14 protein-coding genes and 1 pseudogene are annotated in these 17618 nt (G+C 70.4%); 13 read left to right on the top strand and 2 right to left on the bottom strand.

Annotated elements, in window-relative coordinates; genetic code table 11:
• Nucleotides 1–64 precede the first annotated feature (64 nt).
• From OG730_RS18855 to OG730_RS18830, 6 genes and pseudogenes are all read left to right on the top strand, one after another.
• On the top strand, nt 65–1522 hold the full coding sequence (locus OG730_RS18855; RefSeq protein ID WP_327305321.1) for an aldehyde dehydrogenase family protein: 1458 nt from the start codon (nt 65–67) through the stop codon (nt 1520–1522).
• Nucleotides 1523–1582: 60 nt separating this feature from the next.
• On the top strand, nt 1583–3661 hold the full coding sequence (gene mrdA, locus OG730_RS18850; RefSeq protein WP_327305320.1) for a penicillin-binding protein 2: 2079 nt from the start codon (nt 1583–1585) through the stop codon (nt 3659–3661).
• Nucleotides 3662–3781: 120 nt separating this feature from the next.
• Entirely contained in the window at nt 3782–4285 is a 504-nt protein-coding gene (locus OG730_RS18845) for a DinB family protein (RefSeq protein WP_327305319.1), read from the top strand.
• An 86-nt stretch (nt 4286–4371) separates the two neighbouring features.
• Nucleotides 4372–4971, top strand: coding sequence for a PadR family transcriptional regulator (locus tag OG730_RS18840; protein ID WP_327305318.1), 600 nt, complete (start codon nt 4372–4374; stop codon nt 4969–4971).
• Nucleotides 4972–5052: 81 nt separating this feature from the next.
• A complete protein-coding gene (locus OG730_RS18835; RefSeq protein WP_327305317.1) occupies nt 5053–5811 on the top strand; it encodes a MerR family transcriptional regulator in 759 nt (252 codons plus the stop codon).
• 85 nt (nt 5812–5896) lie between these two features.
• Nucleotides 5897–6565: pseudogene (locus OG730_RS18830) on the top strand (DedA family protein); the annotation flags it as partial.
• Nucleotides 6566–6691: 126 nt separating this feature from the next.
• Here OG730_RS18830 and OG730_RS18825 read toward each other — a convergent pair.
• Entirely contained in the window at nt 6692–8353 is a 1662-nt protein-coding gene (locus tag OG730_RS18825) for a threonine/serine exporter family protein (protein ID WP_327305316.1), read from the bottom strand.
• Between the two features lie 263 nt (nt 8354–8616).
• Nucleotides 8617–9111 carry an inorganic diphosphatase gene (locus OG730_RS18820; RefSeq protein ID WP_266912864.1) on the bottom strand — a complete coding sequence of 165 codons (495 nt, stop codon included), beginning with the start codon at nt 9109–9111 and terminating at the stop codon, nt 8617–8619.
• Nucleotides 9112–9252: 141 nt separating this feature from the next.
• On the opposite strand from OG730_RS18820, the gene dacB reads away from it, so the two are divergent.
• From dacB to OG730_RS18785, 7 genes are all read left to right on the top strand, one after another.
• On the top strand, nt 9253–10773 hold the full coding sequence (gene dacB, locus OG730_RS18815; protein WP_442814952.1) for a D-alanyl-D-alanine carboxypeptidase/D-alanyl-D-alanine endopeptidase: 1521 nt from the start codon (nt 9253–9255) through the stop codon (nt 10771–10773).
• 68 nt (nt 10774–10841) lie between these two features.
• A complete protein-coding gene (locus tag OG730_RS18810; RefSeq protein ID WP_327305314.1) occupies nt 10842–11993 on the top strand; it encodes an Rv3626c family coenzyme F420 biosynthesis-associated protein in 1152 nt (383 codons plus the stop codon).
• A gap of 233 nt (nt 11994–12226) precedes the next feature.
• Entirely contained in the window at nt 12227–13345 is a 1119-nt protein-coding gene (gene tilS, locus OG730_RS18805; RefSeq protein ID WP_327305313.1) for a tRNA lysidine(34) synthetase TilS, read from the top strand.
• A 65-nt stretch (nt 13346–13410) separates the two neighbouring features.
• Nucleotides 13411–13971, top strand: a complete 561-nt coding sequence (gene hpt / locus OG730_RS18800) for a hypoxanthine phosphoribosyltransferase (RefSeq protein ID WP_243339812.1) — start codon at nt 13411–13413, stop codon at nt 13969–13971.
• A 182-nt stretch (nt 13972–14153) separates the two neighbouring features.
• On the top strand, nt 14154–16184 hold the full coding sequence (ftsH, locus tag OG730_RS18795) for an ATP-dependent zinc metalloprotease FtsH (protein ID WP_327305312.1): 2031 nt from the start codon (nt 14154–14156) through the stop codon (nt 16182–16184).
• A 95-nt stretch (nt 16185–16279) separates the two neighbouring features.
• Entirely contained in the window at nt 16280–16888 is a 609-nt protein-coding gene (gene folE / locus OG730_RS18790) for a GTP cyclohydrolase I FolE (protein WP_327254273.1), read from the top strand.
• 66 nt (nt 16889–16954) lie between these two features.
• Nucleotides 16955–17581: a hypothetical protein gene (locus OG730_RS18785; RefSeq protein ID WP_327305311.1), complete on the top strand. Its 627-nt coding sequence runs from the start codon at nt 16955–16957 to the stop codon at nt 17579–17581.
• The last annotated feature ends 37 nt before the right edge of the window (nt 17582–17618 follow it).

Raw genomic sequence — 17618 nt, 5'->3', positions numbered from 1 at the left:
TGACCCGGGTGACCACCGGGTCTCCGGTGCAGCGCAAGGAAGCGCGTTCGACGTAAGGGATGGCATGTCCATATTCGAGGACCTGGCTCACCAGTACATCGACGGCGAATGGCTGGCCGGAACCGGGTCGTGGGACATCATCGACGTCAACCCGTACAACGGGGAGAAGCTCGCGGCCATCACCGTGGCCACCGTCGAGCAGGTTGACCAGGCCTACCGGGCGGCCGAGCGGGCCCAGAAGGAATGGGCCGCGACCAGCCCGTACACCAGACGAGCCGTCCTGGAACGCGCCCTGCGGATCACCGAGGAGCGCGAGAAGGAGATCGTCGAGGCGATGATCGACGAACTCGGCGGGACCCGTCCCAAGGCCGAGTACGAGGTCCACCTCGCCAAGGAGTTCATCCGCGAGGCCATGCAGCTGGCCGTCCGCCCCGAGGGCCGCATCCTGCCCTCGCCGGTCGAGGGCAAGGAGAACCGGGTCCAGCGCCTGCCCGTCGGGGTCGTCGCCGTGATCAGCCCCTTCAACTTCCCCTTCCTGGTCACCCTGAAGTCGGTCGCCCCGGCCCTGGCCCTGGGCAACGCCGTGGTCATCAAGCCGAACCAGAACGCGCCCGTGGTCGGCGGCGGGGTCATCGCCAAGATCTTCGAGGAAGCGGGCCTGCCGGCCGGTCTGCTCAACGTCCTGGTCACCGACATAGCCGAGATAGGCGACGCGCTCCTGACCCACCCCGTCCCCAAGGTCATCTCCTTCGCCGGATCCGACCGGGTCGGCCGGCACGTCGGCGCGGTCGCCGCCCGCCACTTCAAGCGGACCGTCCTGGAGCTCAGCGGCAACAGCGCGCTCGTCGTCCTCGACGACGCCGACCTCGACTACGCGGTGGACGCGGCCGTCTTCAGCCGCTTCGTCTACCAGGGCCAGGTCTGCATGGCCGCCAACCGGATCCTGGTCGACGCCTCGGTCGCGGAGGAGTTCACCGAGAAGTTCACCACCCGCGTGCGCGCCCTGAAGACCGGCGACCCGCACGACGCCGACACCCACATCGGCCCCCTGATCAACTCCTTCCAGGCCGACGCCCTCACCGCGCTCGTCGACCGCGCCGTCGAGTCCGGAGCGCAGGCGCTCGTACGGGGCTCTACGCGCGGCAACCTGGTGGAACCGACCGTGCTCGCCGGGCTCCCCGAGGACTCCCCGCTGCTCGGCCAGGAGATCTTCGGCCCCGTCGCCCTGCTCGTCGTCTTCGACGGCGAGGACGAGGCCGTCCGCCTCACCAACGCGACCCCGTACGGACTGAGCGGCGCCGTCCACACCAAGGACGTGGAGCGCGGGGTCCGCTTCGCGCGGCGCATCGAGACCGGCATGATCCACGTCAACGACTCCACCATCGGCGACGAGCCGCTCGCGGCGTTCGGCGGGGAGAAGGCCTCCGGCATGGGCCGCCTCAACGGCGAGGCCACCGTCGAGGCCTTCACCACCCAGAAATGGATCTCGGTGCAGCACGGCCGGACGCAGTTCCCGTTCTAACTCCGCGGGCCCTCTAGACTCGGGCGGGTCAGGCGAGGACCAGTCCCGGGGAGAGCCGAGTTGAGCAACATACCGGAGACCGGGCGCACACCCCGGGTCCAGAACCGGCTCGTCATGATCCAGATCGTGGTGTTCTCGCTGCTGCTGACCCTCGGCGGGCGTCTGTGGTACCTGCAGATACGCAACGGCCAGGAGTACACGGACGAGGCGAAGAACAACAACACCCAGCAGGTGGTCCAGCCCGCCGTGCGCGGCTCGATCCTGGATTCCCGCGGGATCCCGCTCGCCGACAACGAGACCCGCATGGTGGTCTCCGCCAGCCGCACCGAGCTCTCCAAGATGAAGGACCGCGGCAAGGACGTCCTGACCCACCTCGCCGGGGTGCTGGACCTCGACCCCGAGGACGTGGTCAACGGCGTCCGGCTGTGCGACTCCAAGACCCCCAAGCCCTGCTGGAACGGCTCCCCGTACCAGCCGATCCCCATCACCGACGAGGCGACGACCGACCAGGTCCTGGAGATCCGGGAGCACGCCGAGCAGTTCCCCGGCATCACCGCCGAGCCCACCGCCCTGCGCCGCTACGCCGGTCCCGACGGCGCCAACACCTCCCAGGTGCTCGGCTACCTCTCCCCGGTGACCGACGAGGAGATCACCAAGGCGAAGGGCTCCGACTCCCCGTACCTGCGCTCCGACCAGGTGGGCCGCAGCGGCCTGGAGCGCACCTACGACAAGGAGCTCCGCGGCAAGGCGGGCATCACCCGCTACGAGGTGGACAACCTCGGCCGGATCATCGGCGAGGGCGTGAGCGACAAGCCGCGGGCCGGCTCGGACATCGTGACCTCGATCGACTCGCGCGTGCAGGCCGTGGCCGAGCGCGAGCTGAACAACGCGATGATCGAGGCCCGCAAGGGCATCGACAAGAACAACACGGGCCGCCACTACGAGGCCGACTCCGGTGCCGTTGTGGTCATGGAGGCCAAGACCGGCCGGGTCGTCGCGATGGCCTCCAACCCGACCTACGACCCGAACGCCTGGGTCGGCGGCATCTCCGCCAAGGACTACGCCGACCTCACCGACAAGGGATCGAACTACCCGCTGCTGAACCGCGCCATCCAGGGCCAGGCGGCCCCCGGCTCGATCTTCAAGGTGGTCTCCTCGACGGCCGCGGTCAACGCCGGCTACCCCTTCAACCGGCTCTACGGCTGCCCGAGCTCGTACTCGGTCGGCAGCCAGGTCTTCACCAACTTCGAGTCCCATGGCTACGGCGACATCACCATCGGCAAGGCCCTGGAAGTCTCCTGCGACACCGTCTACTACGCCATCGCCGACAACGAGTGGAAGAAGGACGGCGGCATCAAGCCCAAGGCCAAGCCCGGCGACTGGTTCTTCAAGACCGCGCACGAGTTCGGCCTCGGCAAGCGCACCGGCATCGACCTGCCCAGCGAGGTCCCGGGCCGGGTCCCCGACCGCCAGTGGAAGAAGGACTTCTTCGAGGCGAACAAGGCCGCCTGGTGCCGCGACGGCAAGAAGAACGGCTCGTACGCCGAGAAGATCGCCTACGAGAACTGCCGCCAGGGCAACCAGCTCCGCGAGGGCGACGCGATCAACTACTCCATCGGCCAGGGCGACACCCTCGTCACCCCGATCCAGATGGCCTCCGTCTACGCCGCCATCGCCAACGGCGGCACCCTGCACCAGCCCGCCATCGGCAAGGCCGTGGTCAGCGCCGACGGCACCTCGGTCAAGGAGATCGCCCCCAAGGTGCAGGGCAAGCTCCCGATGAACTCCAAGCTCCGGAGCGACATCGACGGCGCCCTCGCCGACGTGGCCACCACCGGCAGCGCGGCCTGGCGGTTCGGCGGCTGGCCGCAGAAGCAGATCCCGATGCACGCGAAGACCGGTACCGCCGAGGTCCAGGGCAAACAGACCACCTCGTGGTTCGCCTCCTACACCGCGGACTACGCGATCGTCATGACCATCTCCCAGGGCGGCACCGGCTCCGGCGCCTCGGGACCGGCCGTCCGCAACATCTACGAGGCGATGTACGGCCTCGACGACAAGGGCGCGCAGGACCTGAAGAAGGCCCTGCTGCCCAAGCCGCAGAAGGAACTCCCGCCGGTCCGGCAGGAAAACCGGTAAAAACGCGGAATCGCGTGATTGAGGACAGGACCTGACCGCAAGGGTTCGTACCGTGGTTCTTGTCAGCAGGGGAGACCCGCACGACACCCACTCGGGACGCGAACAGAAGGCGGTCAGGTCATGGCTCAGATTTCCACGGAGATCCCCGGCGACGAGCGCGGCACGCTCCTCTCCTTCGTCGAGGCCCAGCGCACGGCGCTGCGCGAGGCCGCGCAGGGGCTGACCGAGGAGCAGGCGGCGAGCAAGCCCAGCGCCAGCGAGCTCTCCGTGTCCGGGCTGCTCAAGCACGCGGCCAACTGCGAGCTCGGCTGGCTGCGCATGGCGCAGGGCGTGACCGAGTACCCGGGCGGCGACTGGGCCGACGGCTTCCGGCTGGTCGAGGGCGAGTCCATGCCTTCGGTGCTGGCCTACTGGGACGGGATCAGGCAGGAGACGGAGGCGTTCATCGCGGCCGTCCCCAGCCTCGACGACAGCTTCCCGCTGCCCCCGGCCCCGTGGTTCCCCGAGGACGCCAAGGTCTCGATGCGCTGGATGCTCCTGCACCTGGTGGAGGAGTTCGCCCGGCACGCCGGCCACGCGGACATCATCCGCGAGACCATCGACGGCACCCGCGCCATGGGCTAGGCACGGAGCCGAGCCATGGGCCAGCCACGGAGCCGAGCCATGGGCTAGCCATGGTGCCCGGGGCCCGGGTCAGTAGCCTGGGCCCCATGTCAGCGATCCGCCTCCTCGTCCTCGGCGCCGTCCGCCAGCACGGGCGGGCCCACGGCTACCAGGTCCGGGCCGATCTGGAGTTCTGGGGCGCCCACGAGTGGTCGAACACCAAACCCGGGTCGATCTACCACGCGCTCAAGCAGATGGCGAAGCAGGGCGTCCTGCTCGCCCACGAGGTGGCCCCCTCCGCGGCGGGCGGGCCGCCGCGCACCGAGTACGAGCTCACGGGGGCGGGCCGCGCGGAGTACTTCAAGCTGCTCCGCGAGGCGCTGTCCTCCGCCGATCAGAAGGCCGACGTCCTCGCCTCCGCCCTCGGCTTCATGGTCGACCTGCCCCGCGCCGAGGCCCTGGCCCTGCTCCGCGAGCGGCTGGGCCGGCTCGCCGCCTGGCGCTCCGCCGTCACGGACCACTACGTCCCCGAGGGGGGCCCCGAGCCGCTGGGCCACATCGGCGAGATCACGCACCGCTGGATCCACTCGGCGGACGCCGAGGCGGACTGGACCCGGGGCCTGATCGCCCGGATCGAGGCGGGCGCGTACTCCTTCGCCGACGACCCGGGCGACCCCTTCGAAGGGGTCCTCGCCCCGGCGCCCTGAGCCCGCCCCCGAGCGGGCTTGCACCTCACGCGGCGTGAGGGACCAGGCTGGGCGCGTACCCGAGAAGAGGAGCGGAAAGCGATGGGCTACTCCGTGGGCCAGGTCGCCGGATTCGCCGGAGTGACGGTGCGCACCCTGCACCACTACGACGAGATCGGGCTGCTCTCTCCGAGCGGCCGCAGCGGGGCGGGACACCGGCGGTACGACGACGCCGACCTCGACCGGCTGCAGCGGGTCCTGTTCTACCGGGAGCTCGGCTTTCCGCTCGAAGAGGTCGCGGTCCTGCTGGACGATCCGCGCTCGGACCCGAGGGAGCACCTGCGCCGGCAGCACGCCCTCCTGTCCGAGCGGATCGCCCGGCTCCAGCAGATGGCCGCGGCCGTCGAGCACGCCATGGAGGCGAAGAAGATGGGCATCAACCTCACCCCCGAGGAGAAGTTCGAGGTCTTCGGGGACAAGGACCCCGAGCGGTACTCCGAGGAGGCCCGGCAGCGCTGGGGCGGCACCGACGCGTACGCGCAGTCGCAGCGGCGGGTCGCCACCTACACGAAGGACGACTGGAAGCGGATCCAGGACGAGGTCGCCGACTGGAGCACCCGCTACGCGGCCCTGATGGAGGCGGGCGAGCCCGCCGACGGGGAGGCGGCGATGGACATGGCCGAGGAGCACCGGGGGCACATCGTGACCTGGTACTACGACTGCTCGTACGAGATGCACACCGGTCTCGGCGAGACGTACGTGGCGGACGAGCGGTTCAAGGAGTTCTACGACTCCATGCGCCCCGGGCTCGCCGAACACCTGCGGGACTCGATCACGGCCAACGTGGTGCGCAAGTCGTAACCGCCCGTCCGTGGAACCAGGCGGCGGTGGTGTGCGTTCATAATTGGACGGACACCCCCACCTGATCCAGGAGAGCCCGGAACCCGTGAACACGCTTGCGCTCGGTCCTGAGTGGATCTCCCCGGAGTACCTGATCGGCCAATTCGGCCTGATCGGCATCCTGGTCATCGTCTTCGCGGAATCCGGTCTCTTCGCCTTCCTGCCCGGAGACTCCCTGCTCTTCACGGCGGGTCTGTTCGTCGCGGCCGGCACCATCGAGCAGCCGCTGTGGCTGGTCTGCACCCTGATCGTGGCCGCCGCGATCCTCGGTGACCAGGTCGGCTACATGATCGGCAAGGTCTTCGGCCCGAAGATCTTCAACAAGCCGAACTCCAAGCTCTTCAAGCGCGAGAACCTCGACGCGGCGCACGAGTTCATGGAAAAGCACGGCCCCAAGGCCATCGTGCTCGCGCGCTTCGTGCCGATCATCCGCACCTTCGCGCCGATGGTCGCGGGCGCCTCCGCGATGAAGTACCGCACCTTCCTGGCCTTCAACGTCATCGGCGGCGTCCTGTGGGGCGCGGGCGTCACGGTCCTGGGCTACCAGCTCGGCCAGTTCGAGGTCATCAAGGACAACGTCGAGCCGATCTTCATCGGCATCGTCCTGATCTCGGTGATCCCGGTGATCTTCGAGGTGCTCAAGTCCCGCAAGCAGAAGAAGGCCGCGATGGAGGCCGGCGGCACCGAGCCCGGCGCCGGCGAGGACCCGGCCCCGGGCCAGCAGCGCAGCGGCCGCCACGCGAAGCGGTAGCCCCCCGCTGCTCGCAGCTTCGTACGATGCCCCGCGCGACCGGATTCCCGGTCGGCGGGGCATCTGCGCGTCCGGGGGCCGTGAAGGACCCTAGAACCCGCGGGTGCGCTTCGCCGCGCCGCGCTTGGCCGCGCTGGCCGCGCCGGGGATGCGCATGAACAGGCGGGAGGTCTCGGAGCCGAGGTTGACGCCGATCGCGATGGCGAGGGCGATGGCCGCGGCGTTCGTCAGCGAGGCCAGCCCTTCGTTCAGCCGGTTCTCGGCGATCAGCAGCAGCCCGTAGTACGTGGCCGAGCCGGGCAGCAGCGGGCCGATGGCGGCCGTGACGAAGGGGAGGGCCGAGGAGAACCGGTGCCGGGCGAGGAGCTGTCCGAAGAGGCCGACCAGCCCGGCGGCGATCGCGGTGGACGGCACCGGCGGCATCTTGGCGGCGTAGTGCAGGGCCCCGTAGATCACCCAGGCGATCCCGCCGTTCAGCGTCACGAACCACACGGTTGAACGTTCCTGCTGGAGCAGGATCGCGAACGTGAACACCAGAACCATCGAGGCGGCGATCTGGAGCAGCGGCCGCTGCTCGATCTGGAGGATTTCCTCCGGCTGCGGATTGGAGCCGAACTGGAAGCCGACGTAGAGCACGACCAGCACGCCCATGATGATGCCGATGAAGAGGTACATCACCTCCAGCAGCCGGGCGGACGCGGTGATGTAGTAGCCGGTCAGGCCGTCCTGCACGGCCGCGACCAGGGCCCGCCCCGGCAGCAGGGCGAACAGCCCACCGGTGATGATCGCCGAGGAGCGCAGGTCCAGGTCGGTCATCTTCAGGGCCACGCCCATCGCGGCCGGAGGCATCGCCGCGACCACGAACTGGTAGAACTCCGGCAGCCCGCGCCCGGCGCACAGCCAGGCCAGCCGGTCGCCGAGCACCGCGCCGAGTGCGGCTGCGAAGAACACCAGCACCCCACCACCGACCAGCGTGGAGGCCGCGCCGGCGAGCAGGCCTGCGGCGCCGGTGAGCACCCAGCCGGGGTACGGGTGCCGGTTGCGGCGGATCTCGGCGAGCCGGCGGTACGCGTCCTCCAGCGAGATCTCGATCTCGTGCGCGGTGATGTCGTTGACGAGGGCGAACACGGCCGAGAGCCGGGTGTAGTCCGTGCCGCGGCGGCGGACGGTGCGGTTCGCCGACACGGGGTCGTCCACCAGGGAGGGCTGGTGGGTGATCGACAGCAGGGTGAAGGTGACGGTGGGCTCGCAGCGGTCCAGGCCGTAGCTGCGGGCCACGGCGAACATCGCGGCCTCCACGTCCTCGGCGCCCTCGCCGCCCGAGAGCAGCAGCTCGCCGATGCGCAGCGTCAGGTCGAGCACGCGCCCCACGGCGGGCCCGGTCTCCACGGCCAGCCGCTGCGAGGGCTCCGGCACCGGCCGGACGTCGACCGGCATGCGCAGCACCGTGCGCATGCGGTCCTGCCAGGGGGACTCCTTCAACCGGGTGACGGGGAAGCCCGGAGGGCCGGTGTAGGCCGGCGGGGAGTGGGCGGCGCTGTAGGTGTGCGGCGTGGCGAACGCGGACGCCGGTCCATCGGAATCCGCGGGCACCGACGCGAACCCGTCGGGGACGGCGAACTCCGAGGTCGGCTGGTCCTCCTCGGTCACCTCCGGGTCCACACCGACCCCGTCCGGCACGGAGAACGCGCTGTGCGCCTCGTCCGACTTCGGCTTCCGGTCCTCTGTCCCGGATCCCTCGCCCTCCGCCACGCGTCCTCCAGTCCCCGAGCCAGCCCGTATCAGTATGCGGAACGCCTTGATCCGTCGCGCAGGCAGCACCGCGACGGACCGGCACCCGGACGCCTGCCCGCAGACGTGCGGGAGACGCGCGGGAGACGTGCGGGCGCGCATCGCGGACGCACCGCGGGCACCCCCGGACACGACTACGGGCGGCACCCCGTTCAAGGGGTACCGCCCGCGATGTCACCGGGGCCGGCGGGGCATCAGCCCCGACCGCCCTCACCGAGCGGAGCTCAGTGCTGGCCGCCCTGGGCCTCGAGGCGCTTGTACGAGGCCTCGATCTCGGCCTCGGCCTCGACGCGGCCGACCCAGTTCGCGCCCTCGACCGACTTGCCCGGCTCCAGGTCCTTGTAGACCTCGAAGAAGTGCTGGATCTCCAGGCGGTCGAACTCGGACACGTGGTGGATGTCGCGCAGGTGCTCCACACGCGGGTCGGACGCCGGCACGCACAGCAGCTTGGCGTCGCCGCCCGCCTCGTCCGTCATGTTGAACATGCCGATCGCGCGGCACTTGATCAGGCAGCCCGGGAAGGTCGGCTCGTCAAGGATGACCAGCGCGTCCAGCGGGTCGCCGTCCTCGCCGAGGGTGTTCTCGACGAAGCCGTAGTCGGCCGGGTAGCTGGTCGAGGTGAAGAGGCGACGGTCCAGACGGATCCGGCCGGTCTCGTGGTCCACCTCGTACTTGTTCCGCGAACCCTTGGGGATCTCGATGGTGACGTCGAACTCCACGTCCTGCTCCTCCATGATCAGCTTCAGCAGCTTGATTGCTCGGGACTGCGCCGACTCAGCTGCGTGCGTGGCCGACCCGGCCCTGCCGGGTGGGGTGCCATGCTCGCGGCAAGACGCAATGGTTAAGTGTCCCTCACGCATATGTGTGATCGCGAAAGGGGCTGGTCCGAGGTGCCATTGGTCAAGACCTGGCAGCTCATCGCGGTGTCGGCCGTCGCCGGCCTCGCCCTGTCGGCCGCGACGGTGGCCGCCGCGGGTCCCTGGGACTCCGGCCAGCGTAAGGCCGAGCGGGACAGGGCCGCCTCCTGGGGCCGTACGGGTGGCGCAGATCACGGTACGGACCCGGCCGCAGCCCTCCCGAAGACGGCCCCCAGCGCCCCCGGCGTGCTCGCGGGCGTCCGCCCGGCCGGAGCGGGGTCCGGCGACGGCTCCGGCGACGGCTCCGGTGACGGCTCCGGCGAAGCCTCCGGAAACCAGGCCGGAGCCGCGGACCGCGGCGCCCTCGCCGCGGCCCTGCGGCCGCTGCTCGCCGACCCCGCCCTCGGAACCGCCCACGGCGCCTGCGTGATCGACACCGCCACCGGGAAGGTCCTCTTCGAGGACGGGGCCCGGGACGCCATGACCCCCGCCTCCACCGTCAAGATCGCCACCGCGGCGGCCTCCCTCGCGGCCCTCGGTCCCGACCACCGGATCCGCACCACCGTGACCCCGGGCGCCGGACCCGGCCAGATCGTCCTGGTCGGCGGTGGAGACCCCTCGCTCACCGCCAAGAAGAAGGCCCCGGCCGGCTCCGGCGGCAGCCTCGTCGCCCTCGCCGCGGACACCGCCCAGGCCCTCAAGGCCGCCGGCACCACCTCCGTGACCCTCGGCTACGACGACTCGCTCTACACCGGCCCCGTCCTCCACCCGCTCGGCGCCAACCCCAACCTCGCGCCCGTCACGGCCCTGACCGCCGACGAGGGGCGCACCGACGCCTCCTTCTCCGGCCCCGTCAAGCGCAGCACGGACCCCTCCCGCGACACCGCCCGGGCCTTCGCCGCCCTGCTCGGGGAACGCGGGGTCAAGGTCACCGGCGAACCGGCCAGGGCCAAGGCCGCCACGGGCGCCGTCCCGCTCGCCGCCACCCTCTCGCCGCCGCTCGCCGGGCTCGTCGAGCGGATGCTGACCTACAGCGACAACGACATCGCCGAAGCCCTGGCCCGCCAGACCGCCCTCGCCTCCGGAGCCCCCGCGAGCTTCGACGGCGTGGGCCGGGCCGTCGGCGCCAGACTCGCCGCGCTCGGAGTCGACACCGCCGGATCCCGCTTCGCCGACGGCAGCGGGCTCAACCGCGCGGACAAGGTCAGCGCCGGCCTGCTCACCGCCCTCCTCGCCAAGGCCGCCGACCCGCAGCGGCCCGAACTGCGGCCCGTCCTCACCGGACTGCCCGTCGCCGGATTCACCGGCACCCTGCGCGCACGCAATTCCGGCACCTCCCCGGCCGCCGGCCTGCTGCGCGCCAAGACCGGCACCCTGACCGGTGTGAACACCCTCGCCGGCACCGTCGTCGATCCCGCCGGGCGACTGCTCGCCTTCGCGTTCCTCACCGCCAACACCCCGGACGCCGGCCCCGCCGAGAAGGGCCTCGACAAGCTCGCGGCGGCCGTGGCCACCGTTTCCTAGGGCGGTCCGGGGAACCCGCCCGGCTCCTGGGGATCCCGCCCGCGCCGAGGTCCACGTACGGTTGACGCATGACGAGCTTCGGTGGTGCGGAGATGGTCGACTGGAACCTCGCGGTGGCGACCGCGACCAGGCTCGTGCGGCCCGGTCCGGAGGTGAGCCGGGACGAGGCACGGGCCGTGGTGGCGGAGCTGCGCAGGCACGCCAAGACCTCGGAGCGGCACGTGCGCGAGTTCACGCGGATGATGCCCGAGGGCATGACCCCGGCCGACACGCCCGTCCTCGTCGTGGACCGGGCCGGCTGGGTCAAGGCCAACGTGGCGGGCTTCCGCGAGCTCCTGTCCCCCCTCCTCGGCAAGATGCAGGACCGCCGTGCCGGCACCCCCGGCGGCGCCGTACTCGGCGCGGTCGGCGGCAAGGTCACCGGCGTCGAGCTGGGCATGCTGCTCAGCTTCCTGGCCTCCCGCGTGCTCGGCCAGTACGAGACCTTCGCGCCCGCGGGCCTCGACCTCCCGGGCTCCGCCACGGGCGGCCGGCTGCTGCTCGTCGCCCCGAACATCGTCCACGTCGAGCGGGAGCTGGAGGTGGACCCCCACGACTTCCGGCTCTGGGTCTGCCTGCACGAGGAGACGCACCGTACCCAGTTCACGGCCGTCCCGTGGCTCCGCGAACACCTGGAGGGCGAAATCCAGACGTTCCTCGGCGCCACCGAAATGGACCCGATGAACGTCCTGGAGCGACTGCGCGAGGCCGCGCAGTCCTTCGCCGGTGCCCGCCCCGACGCGGAGAGCGGAGACGAGGGCCGCTCCCTCGTCGAACTCGTCCAGACCCCCGAGCAGCGCGAGGTACTGGCCCGGCTCACCGCCGTCATGTCCCTCCTGGAGGGCCACGCCGACTTCGTCATGGACGGGGTCGGCCCCGAGGTCGTGCCCTCCGTCGCCGAGATCCGCGAGAAGTTCCAGCAGCGCAGGGCCAGCGGAGCCGGCCGGCTCGACGCCGCCCTGCGCAAGCTCCTCGGCCTCGACGCCAAGCTGCGCCAGTACCGCGACGGGGAGCGCTTCGTGCGCGCCGTCGTCGGCCAGGTCGGCATGGACGGCTTCAACCGGGTCTGGACCTCTCCGAACACACTGCCGACCAAGTCCGAGATCGCCAGGCCCGCGGACTGGGTGGCCCGCGTCCACCGCAAGGGGAGCGAGCAGAGCGAGGCAAGCGAAGAGGTGTGACCACAGAGGCGTAAAGATGTCCCTCTGGGGGAAGCAGCGTCACCCGTCCGAGGGACCGTGGGGCGTGGAAGGGCGTGCGATGCTCAGAGAACGGCTCGGTTCTGTCACCATCGACGCACTCTGAGTGACAACCCCCGCCCGCGGGGGGAGCCGGGCAGCACCCTGGCACACCACCTCCCCAAACGCCTCCCCAGCGCCTCCGAGGCACCGAACTCCACCGAAGGGCACCGGACATGGGTCCCCATCCTGCGGTCGCGGCGATACGCCTGGCGGTCCGCCGCGCACTCCACGACGTCCTCACCGACCTCACAGACCTCCACAGCCGGCCCGCTCCCGCCCCCGCACCCCGGGTCGGCCGCCCCGGCCGCACCGTCGGCTCCTCGGCCGGTGCCGCCCCCCACGACCCCCTCCCCGACACCGCCCCGCTGGTCCTCGTCGCCTGCTCCGGCGGCGCGGACTCCATGGCGCTCGCCTCCGCCCTCGCCTTCGAGGCCCCCAAACTCGGAATCCGGGCCGGCGGCATCACCGTCGACCACGGCCTCCAGGACGGCTCCGCCCTGCGCGCCGCCGAGGTCGTCTCCCGCATGACCGCGCTGTGCCTCGACCCCGTCGAGTCCGTCGCCGTGCGCGTCGGCCGCGACGGAGGCCCCGAAGCCGCCGCCCGCGACGCCCGCTACGCCGCCCTGGACGAGGCCGCCGACCGGCTGGGCGCCGTCGCCGTGCTGCTCGGCCACACCCGCGACGACCAAGCCGAAACCGTCCTGCTGGGCCTCGCCCGCGGCTCCGGCATCCGCTCGCTCTCCGGCATGGCCGAAGTCTCCGGAGGCCCCGGCGCGCGCGGCGGCCGCAGCCACCGCTACCGCCGGCCGTTCCTCCAGGTGGACCGGCAGACCGCCCGCAAGGCCTGCATGGTCCAGTCCCTCGCCGTCTGGGACGACCCGCACAACATCGACCCCGCCTACACCCGCTCCCGGCTCCGCCACGAGGGACTGCCCGCCCTGGAGAAGGCGCTCGGCAAGGGGGTCGTGGAGGCGCTCGCCCGCACCGCCCAGCTCTCCCGCGACGACGCCGACGCCCTGGACGCCTGGGCCGCCGAGGCCGAGAACGGCGTACGCGACGAAGACGGCCGCCTGGAGTGCGCCAAGCTGTACGCGCTGCCCCCCGCCGTCCGCCGCCGCGTACTGCGCCGGGCGGTCGTCGCCGCCGGCTCCCCCGCGGGCTCCCTCTTCGCCCGCCACATCGAGGAAGTCGACCGGCTCATCACCGGATGGCGCGGTCAGGGAGCCATCAACCTGCCCGGCCGGGTCGAGGCCCAGCGGCAGGGTGGCAGACTGGTCATCCGGCAGGGCTGATTGGTGCTGAGGCACGGCTGAGACCTCCGGGGTCACCCCCGGAGCCCCAGCCGACAACGAAAGTGATGCGGGTGGACGAGAAGGACATGGGCAACGACCTCCAGTCGGTGCTCATCACCAAGGAAGAGATCGACGCGAAGCTGGCCGAGCTGGCCGCGAAGATCGACGCGGAGTACGCGGGCAAGGACCTGCTCATCGTCGGCGTCCTCAAGGGCGCGGTCATGGTGATGGCGGACCTGGCGCGCGCCTTGTCCACCCCGCTCACCATGGACTGGATGGCGGTGTCCTCGTACGGCGCCGGAACCCAGTCCTCGGGCGTGGTCCGGATCCTGAAGGACCTGGACACCGACATCAAGGACAAGCACGTCCTGATCGTCGAGGACATCATCGACTCGGGCCTGACCCTGTCGTGGCTGCTGTCGAACCTCGGCTCCCGCCAGCCGGCCTCCCTGGAGGTCGTCACGCTGCTGCGCAAGCCCGACGCCGCCAAGGTCGCGATCGACGTGAAGTGGGTCGGCTTCGACATCCCGAACGAGTTCGTCGTCGGCTACGGCCTCGACTACGCGGAGAAGTACCGCAACCTGCCGTTCGTCGGCACCCTCGCTCCCCACGTCTACGGCGGCTGATCCAGCGCCCGACAGGGGAACCCTGGAGCGTTTCCCGCCGTTGGAGCATGGAAAGGCGGGTCTGTCAGCCGTCCCATGAGGCCGCGGGTGACAATGCAGGGGTACATTCCGAAGAACAGTCTTTACTCACAGCAGCATTTACCTACGGGCAGGAGGGACGGGGTGCCTAGCGCCCCGTATGGATGGACGTGAAGCGATACTTCCGTGGGCCGGTTATGTGGATCGTGCTGGCCGTCCTCGCCGTGGTCGTGTTGATGAACGTCGTCGGCTCCGGCGGCGGCTACAAGTCGGTGGAGACCAGCGAGGTCATCAAGGCGATCAACAGTGGCCAGGTGGACAGCGCCAAGCTCACCACCGGTGACAGCCAGATGATCAAGATCGAGCTGAAGAAGGACCAGAAGCTCGGCGACAACGACGGCACCAAGTTCCAGGCCAACTACATCGGGGACCAGGGCGTACAGCTCGCCCAGAACCTCCAGACCAAGTACGAAGCCGGTCAGATCCCTGACGGATACTCCGTCACGCCGGACAAGACCAGCCCGTTCCTGAGCGTGCTGCTCTCGCTGCTGCCGTTCGTCCTCATCGTCGTGGTCTTCCTGTTCCTGATGAACCAGATGCAGGGCGGCGGCTCCCGAGTCATGAACTTCGGGAAGTCCAAGGCCAAGCTCATCACCAAGGACACCCCGAAGACGACGTTCGCCGATGTCGCGGGCTCCGACGAGGCCGTCGAGGAACTCCACGAGATCAAGGAGTTCCTCCAGGAGCCGGCGAAGTTCCAGGCCGTCGGCGCCAAGATCCCCAAGGGCGTGCTGCTCTACGGCCCGCCCGGCACCGGAAAGACCCTGCTCGCGCGTGCCGTCGCGGGCGAGGCCGGTGTCCCCTTCTACTCGATCTCCGGTTCCGACTTCGTCGAGATGTTCGTCGGCGTCGGTGCCTCGCGTGTCCGCGACCTGTTCGAACAGGCCAAGGCCAACGCCCCGGCGATCGTCTTCGTCGACGAGATCGACGCCGTCGGCCGGCACCGCGGTGCGGGCCTCGGCGGCGGTCACGACGAGCGCGAGCAGACCCTCAACCAGCTGCTCGTCGAGATGGACGGCTTCGACGTGAAGGGCGGGGTCATCCTGATCGCCGCCACGAACCGTCCCGACATCCTCGACCCGGCCCTCCTGCGCCCCGGCCGCTTCGACCGCCAGATCGCGGTCGACCGTCCGGACATGCAGGGCCGTCTGGAGATCCTCAAGGTCCACCAGAAGGGCAAGCCGGTCGCCCCGGACGTCGATCTGGGTGCGGTTGCCCGTCGTACGCCCGGCTTCACGGGTGCCGATCTCGCCAACGTGCTGAACGAGGCCGCGCTGCTCACGGCCCGCTCGGACGGGAAGCTGATCGACAACCACGCGCTGGACGAGGCGATCGACCGCGTCGTGGCGGGCCCGCAGAAGCGGACCCGGATCATGTCGGACCGGGAAAAGAAGATCACCGCGTACCACGAGGGCGGACACGCCCTGGTCGCGGCGGCTTCCCCGAATTCGGACCCGGTCCACAAGATCACGATCCTGTCCCGCGGCCGGGCCCTGGGTTACACCATGGTCCTGCCCGACGAGGACAAGTACTCGACCACGCGCAACGAGATGCTCGACCAGCTCGCGTACATGCTGGGCGGGCGCGCGGCCGAGGAACTGGTCTTCCACGACCCGACCACGGGCGCCGCGAACGACATCGAGAAGGCCACGGCAACGGCCCGCGCGATGGTCACGCAGTACGGCATGACCGAGCGCCTCGGCGCGATCAAGTTCGGCGGGGACAACACCGAGCCGTTCCTGGGCCGCGAGATGTCGCACCCGAGGGACTACTCGGAGGAGGTTGCCGCGCTGGTCGACGAAGAGGTCAAGAAGCTCATCGAGACCGCGCACAACGAGGCCTGGGAGATCCTGGTCGAGAACCGCGACGTCCTCGACAACCTGGTCCTCGCCCTCCTGGAGAAGGAGACGCTCAACAAGGAGCAGATCGCCGAGGTCTTCTCGACGATCGTGAAGCGCCCGGCCCGCCCGGCGTGGACCGGCTCCTCCCACCGCACGCCGTCCACCCGTCCGCCGGTGCTCTCTCCCAAGGAGCTCCAGCTGACGAACGCGGCGAACGGCACGTCCGCGGCCTCGGCCGCCGTGTCGGTGGAGAAGGCCCCGGAGCCCTCCCCGGAGGAGCACCCGGAGGCCTAGTACCTCCCGGAATGGATGCCGCGCCCCCCAGGTTCTAGCCTGGGGGGCGCGGCACTTTCACATGCCCGCGCTGCACAGAAAGGAACGAGGAAGAGATGACCGACCCAGTGACCCTGACCGGTGGCGAGGGCACGATCGGCGAGTTCGACGAGAAGCGCGCCGAGGCGGCCGTCCGCGAGCTCCTGATCGCGGTCGGCGAGGACCCGGACCGCGAGGGGCTCCTTGAGACGCCCGCGCGGGTTGCGCGGGCGTACCGGGAGATATTCGGGGGTCTGTGGCAGAAGCCCGAAGAGGTGCTGACCACGACGTTCGACCTCGGGCACGACGAGATGGTCCTGGTGAAGGACATCGAGGTCATGAGCAGCTGTGAACATCATTTGGTGCCATTCGTCGGAGTTGCCCATGTTGGGTACATTCCGTCCGTCGACGGCAAGATCACCGGCCTGTCGAAGCTCGCCCGCCTCGTGGACGTCTTCGCCCGCCGCCCCCAGGTGCAGGAGCGGCTGACGACGCAGATCGCGGACTCACTGATGGAGATCCTGGACCCGCGCGGGGTCATCGTGGTCATCGAGTGCGAGCACATGTGCATGACCATGCGCGGTGTCCGCAAGCCCGGCGCGAAGACCATCACCTCGGCCGTCCGCGGCCAGCTCCGCGACCCCGCGACCCGCAACGAGGCGATGTCACTGATCATCGCCCGCTAGCCGGATTGTCAGACCCGCCCAATATCGTCGTTGATCAGGTGATTCACGCGCTGATCAGGGGGCGGGATGGGCGGGCTGCCGAGCAAGCAGATGGTGAACGCGGTGGAGGGGCAGGCTCAGGCGAAGACCGTCGGTACCGGCCTTACGGCTCGCCTGGAGCCGGTCACCCGGCCCTCCGGCTACCTTCAGCGGGACCTTCCGGGCTTCCGGGTGCGCGTCGTCGCTTCGTACCTCGCCGACTTGCTGAGGCAGTACGTGGGCGGGGACGCTCACCACATGCGACAGCGCTTCCCCCGCGTCGTCCTGCGGGACGATGTGACCTTCAACTGCTTCCTGGACGGCTACGTCGACGGCGACGGGTACCGGAGCAGCGGCGACTGGGGGAGCCGCATCGTGGTGAGCGCCAACGTTTCCTTCCTCCGCGAGATGGCGGCGATAGCCGGGGCGAGGTTCACCCCGAGCGGTGTTCCGGGGCGGGCGTCGCGCGTGTACATCTCCGATGCATGGAGGCGGCGCGGCACGTTCCAGCGGGAAGAGCATCCCCTGCTGCTCGAGGAGACGATGCCGGCCCGGGTGCTCGAGGTCCGGCCGCGTATCGCCGTCGGCGCGAAGCCCTTCACCCTCTACACCTACCGGCTCGCCCCCCACCCCGGCTTCCTGGTGAGCGGGCACCTGGTCCGGGCCCGGAGGTGAGCGGATGCGGCCGTCGTAGCTGAGTGGAAGCATCGGG

Origin of the sequence: Streptomyces sp. NBC_01298 (assembly GCF_035978755.1) — a bacterium.
In the GTDB taxonomy this organism is placed as follows: Bacteria; Actinomycetota; Actinomycetes; order Streptomycetales; family Streptomycetaceae; genus Streptomyces.
This window is presented reverse-complemented; position numbering and strand designations above follow the sequence as displayed.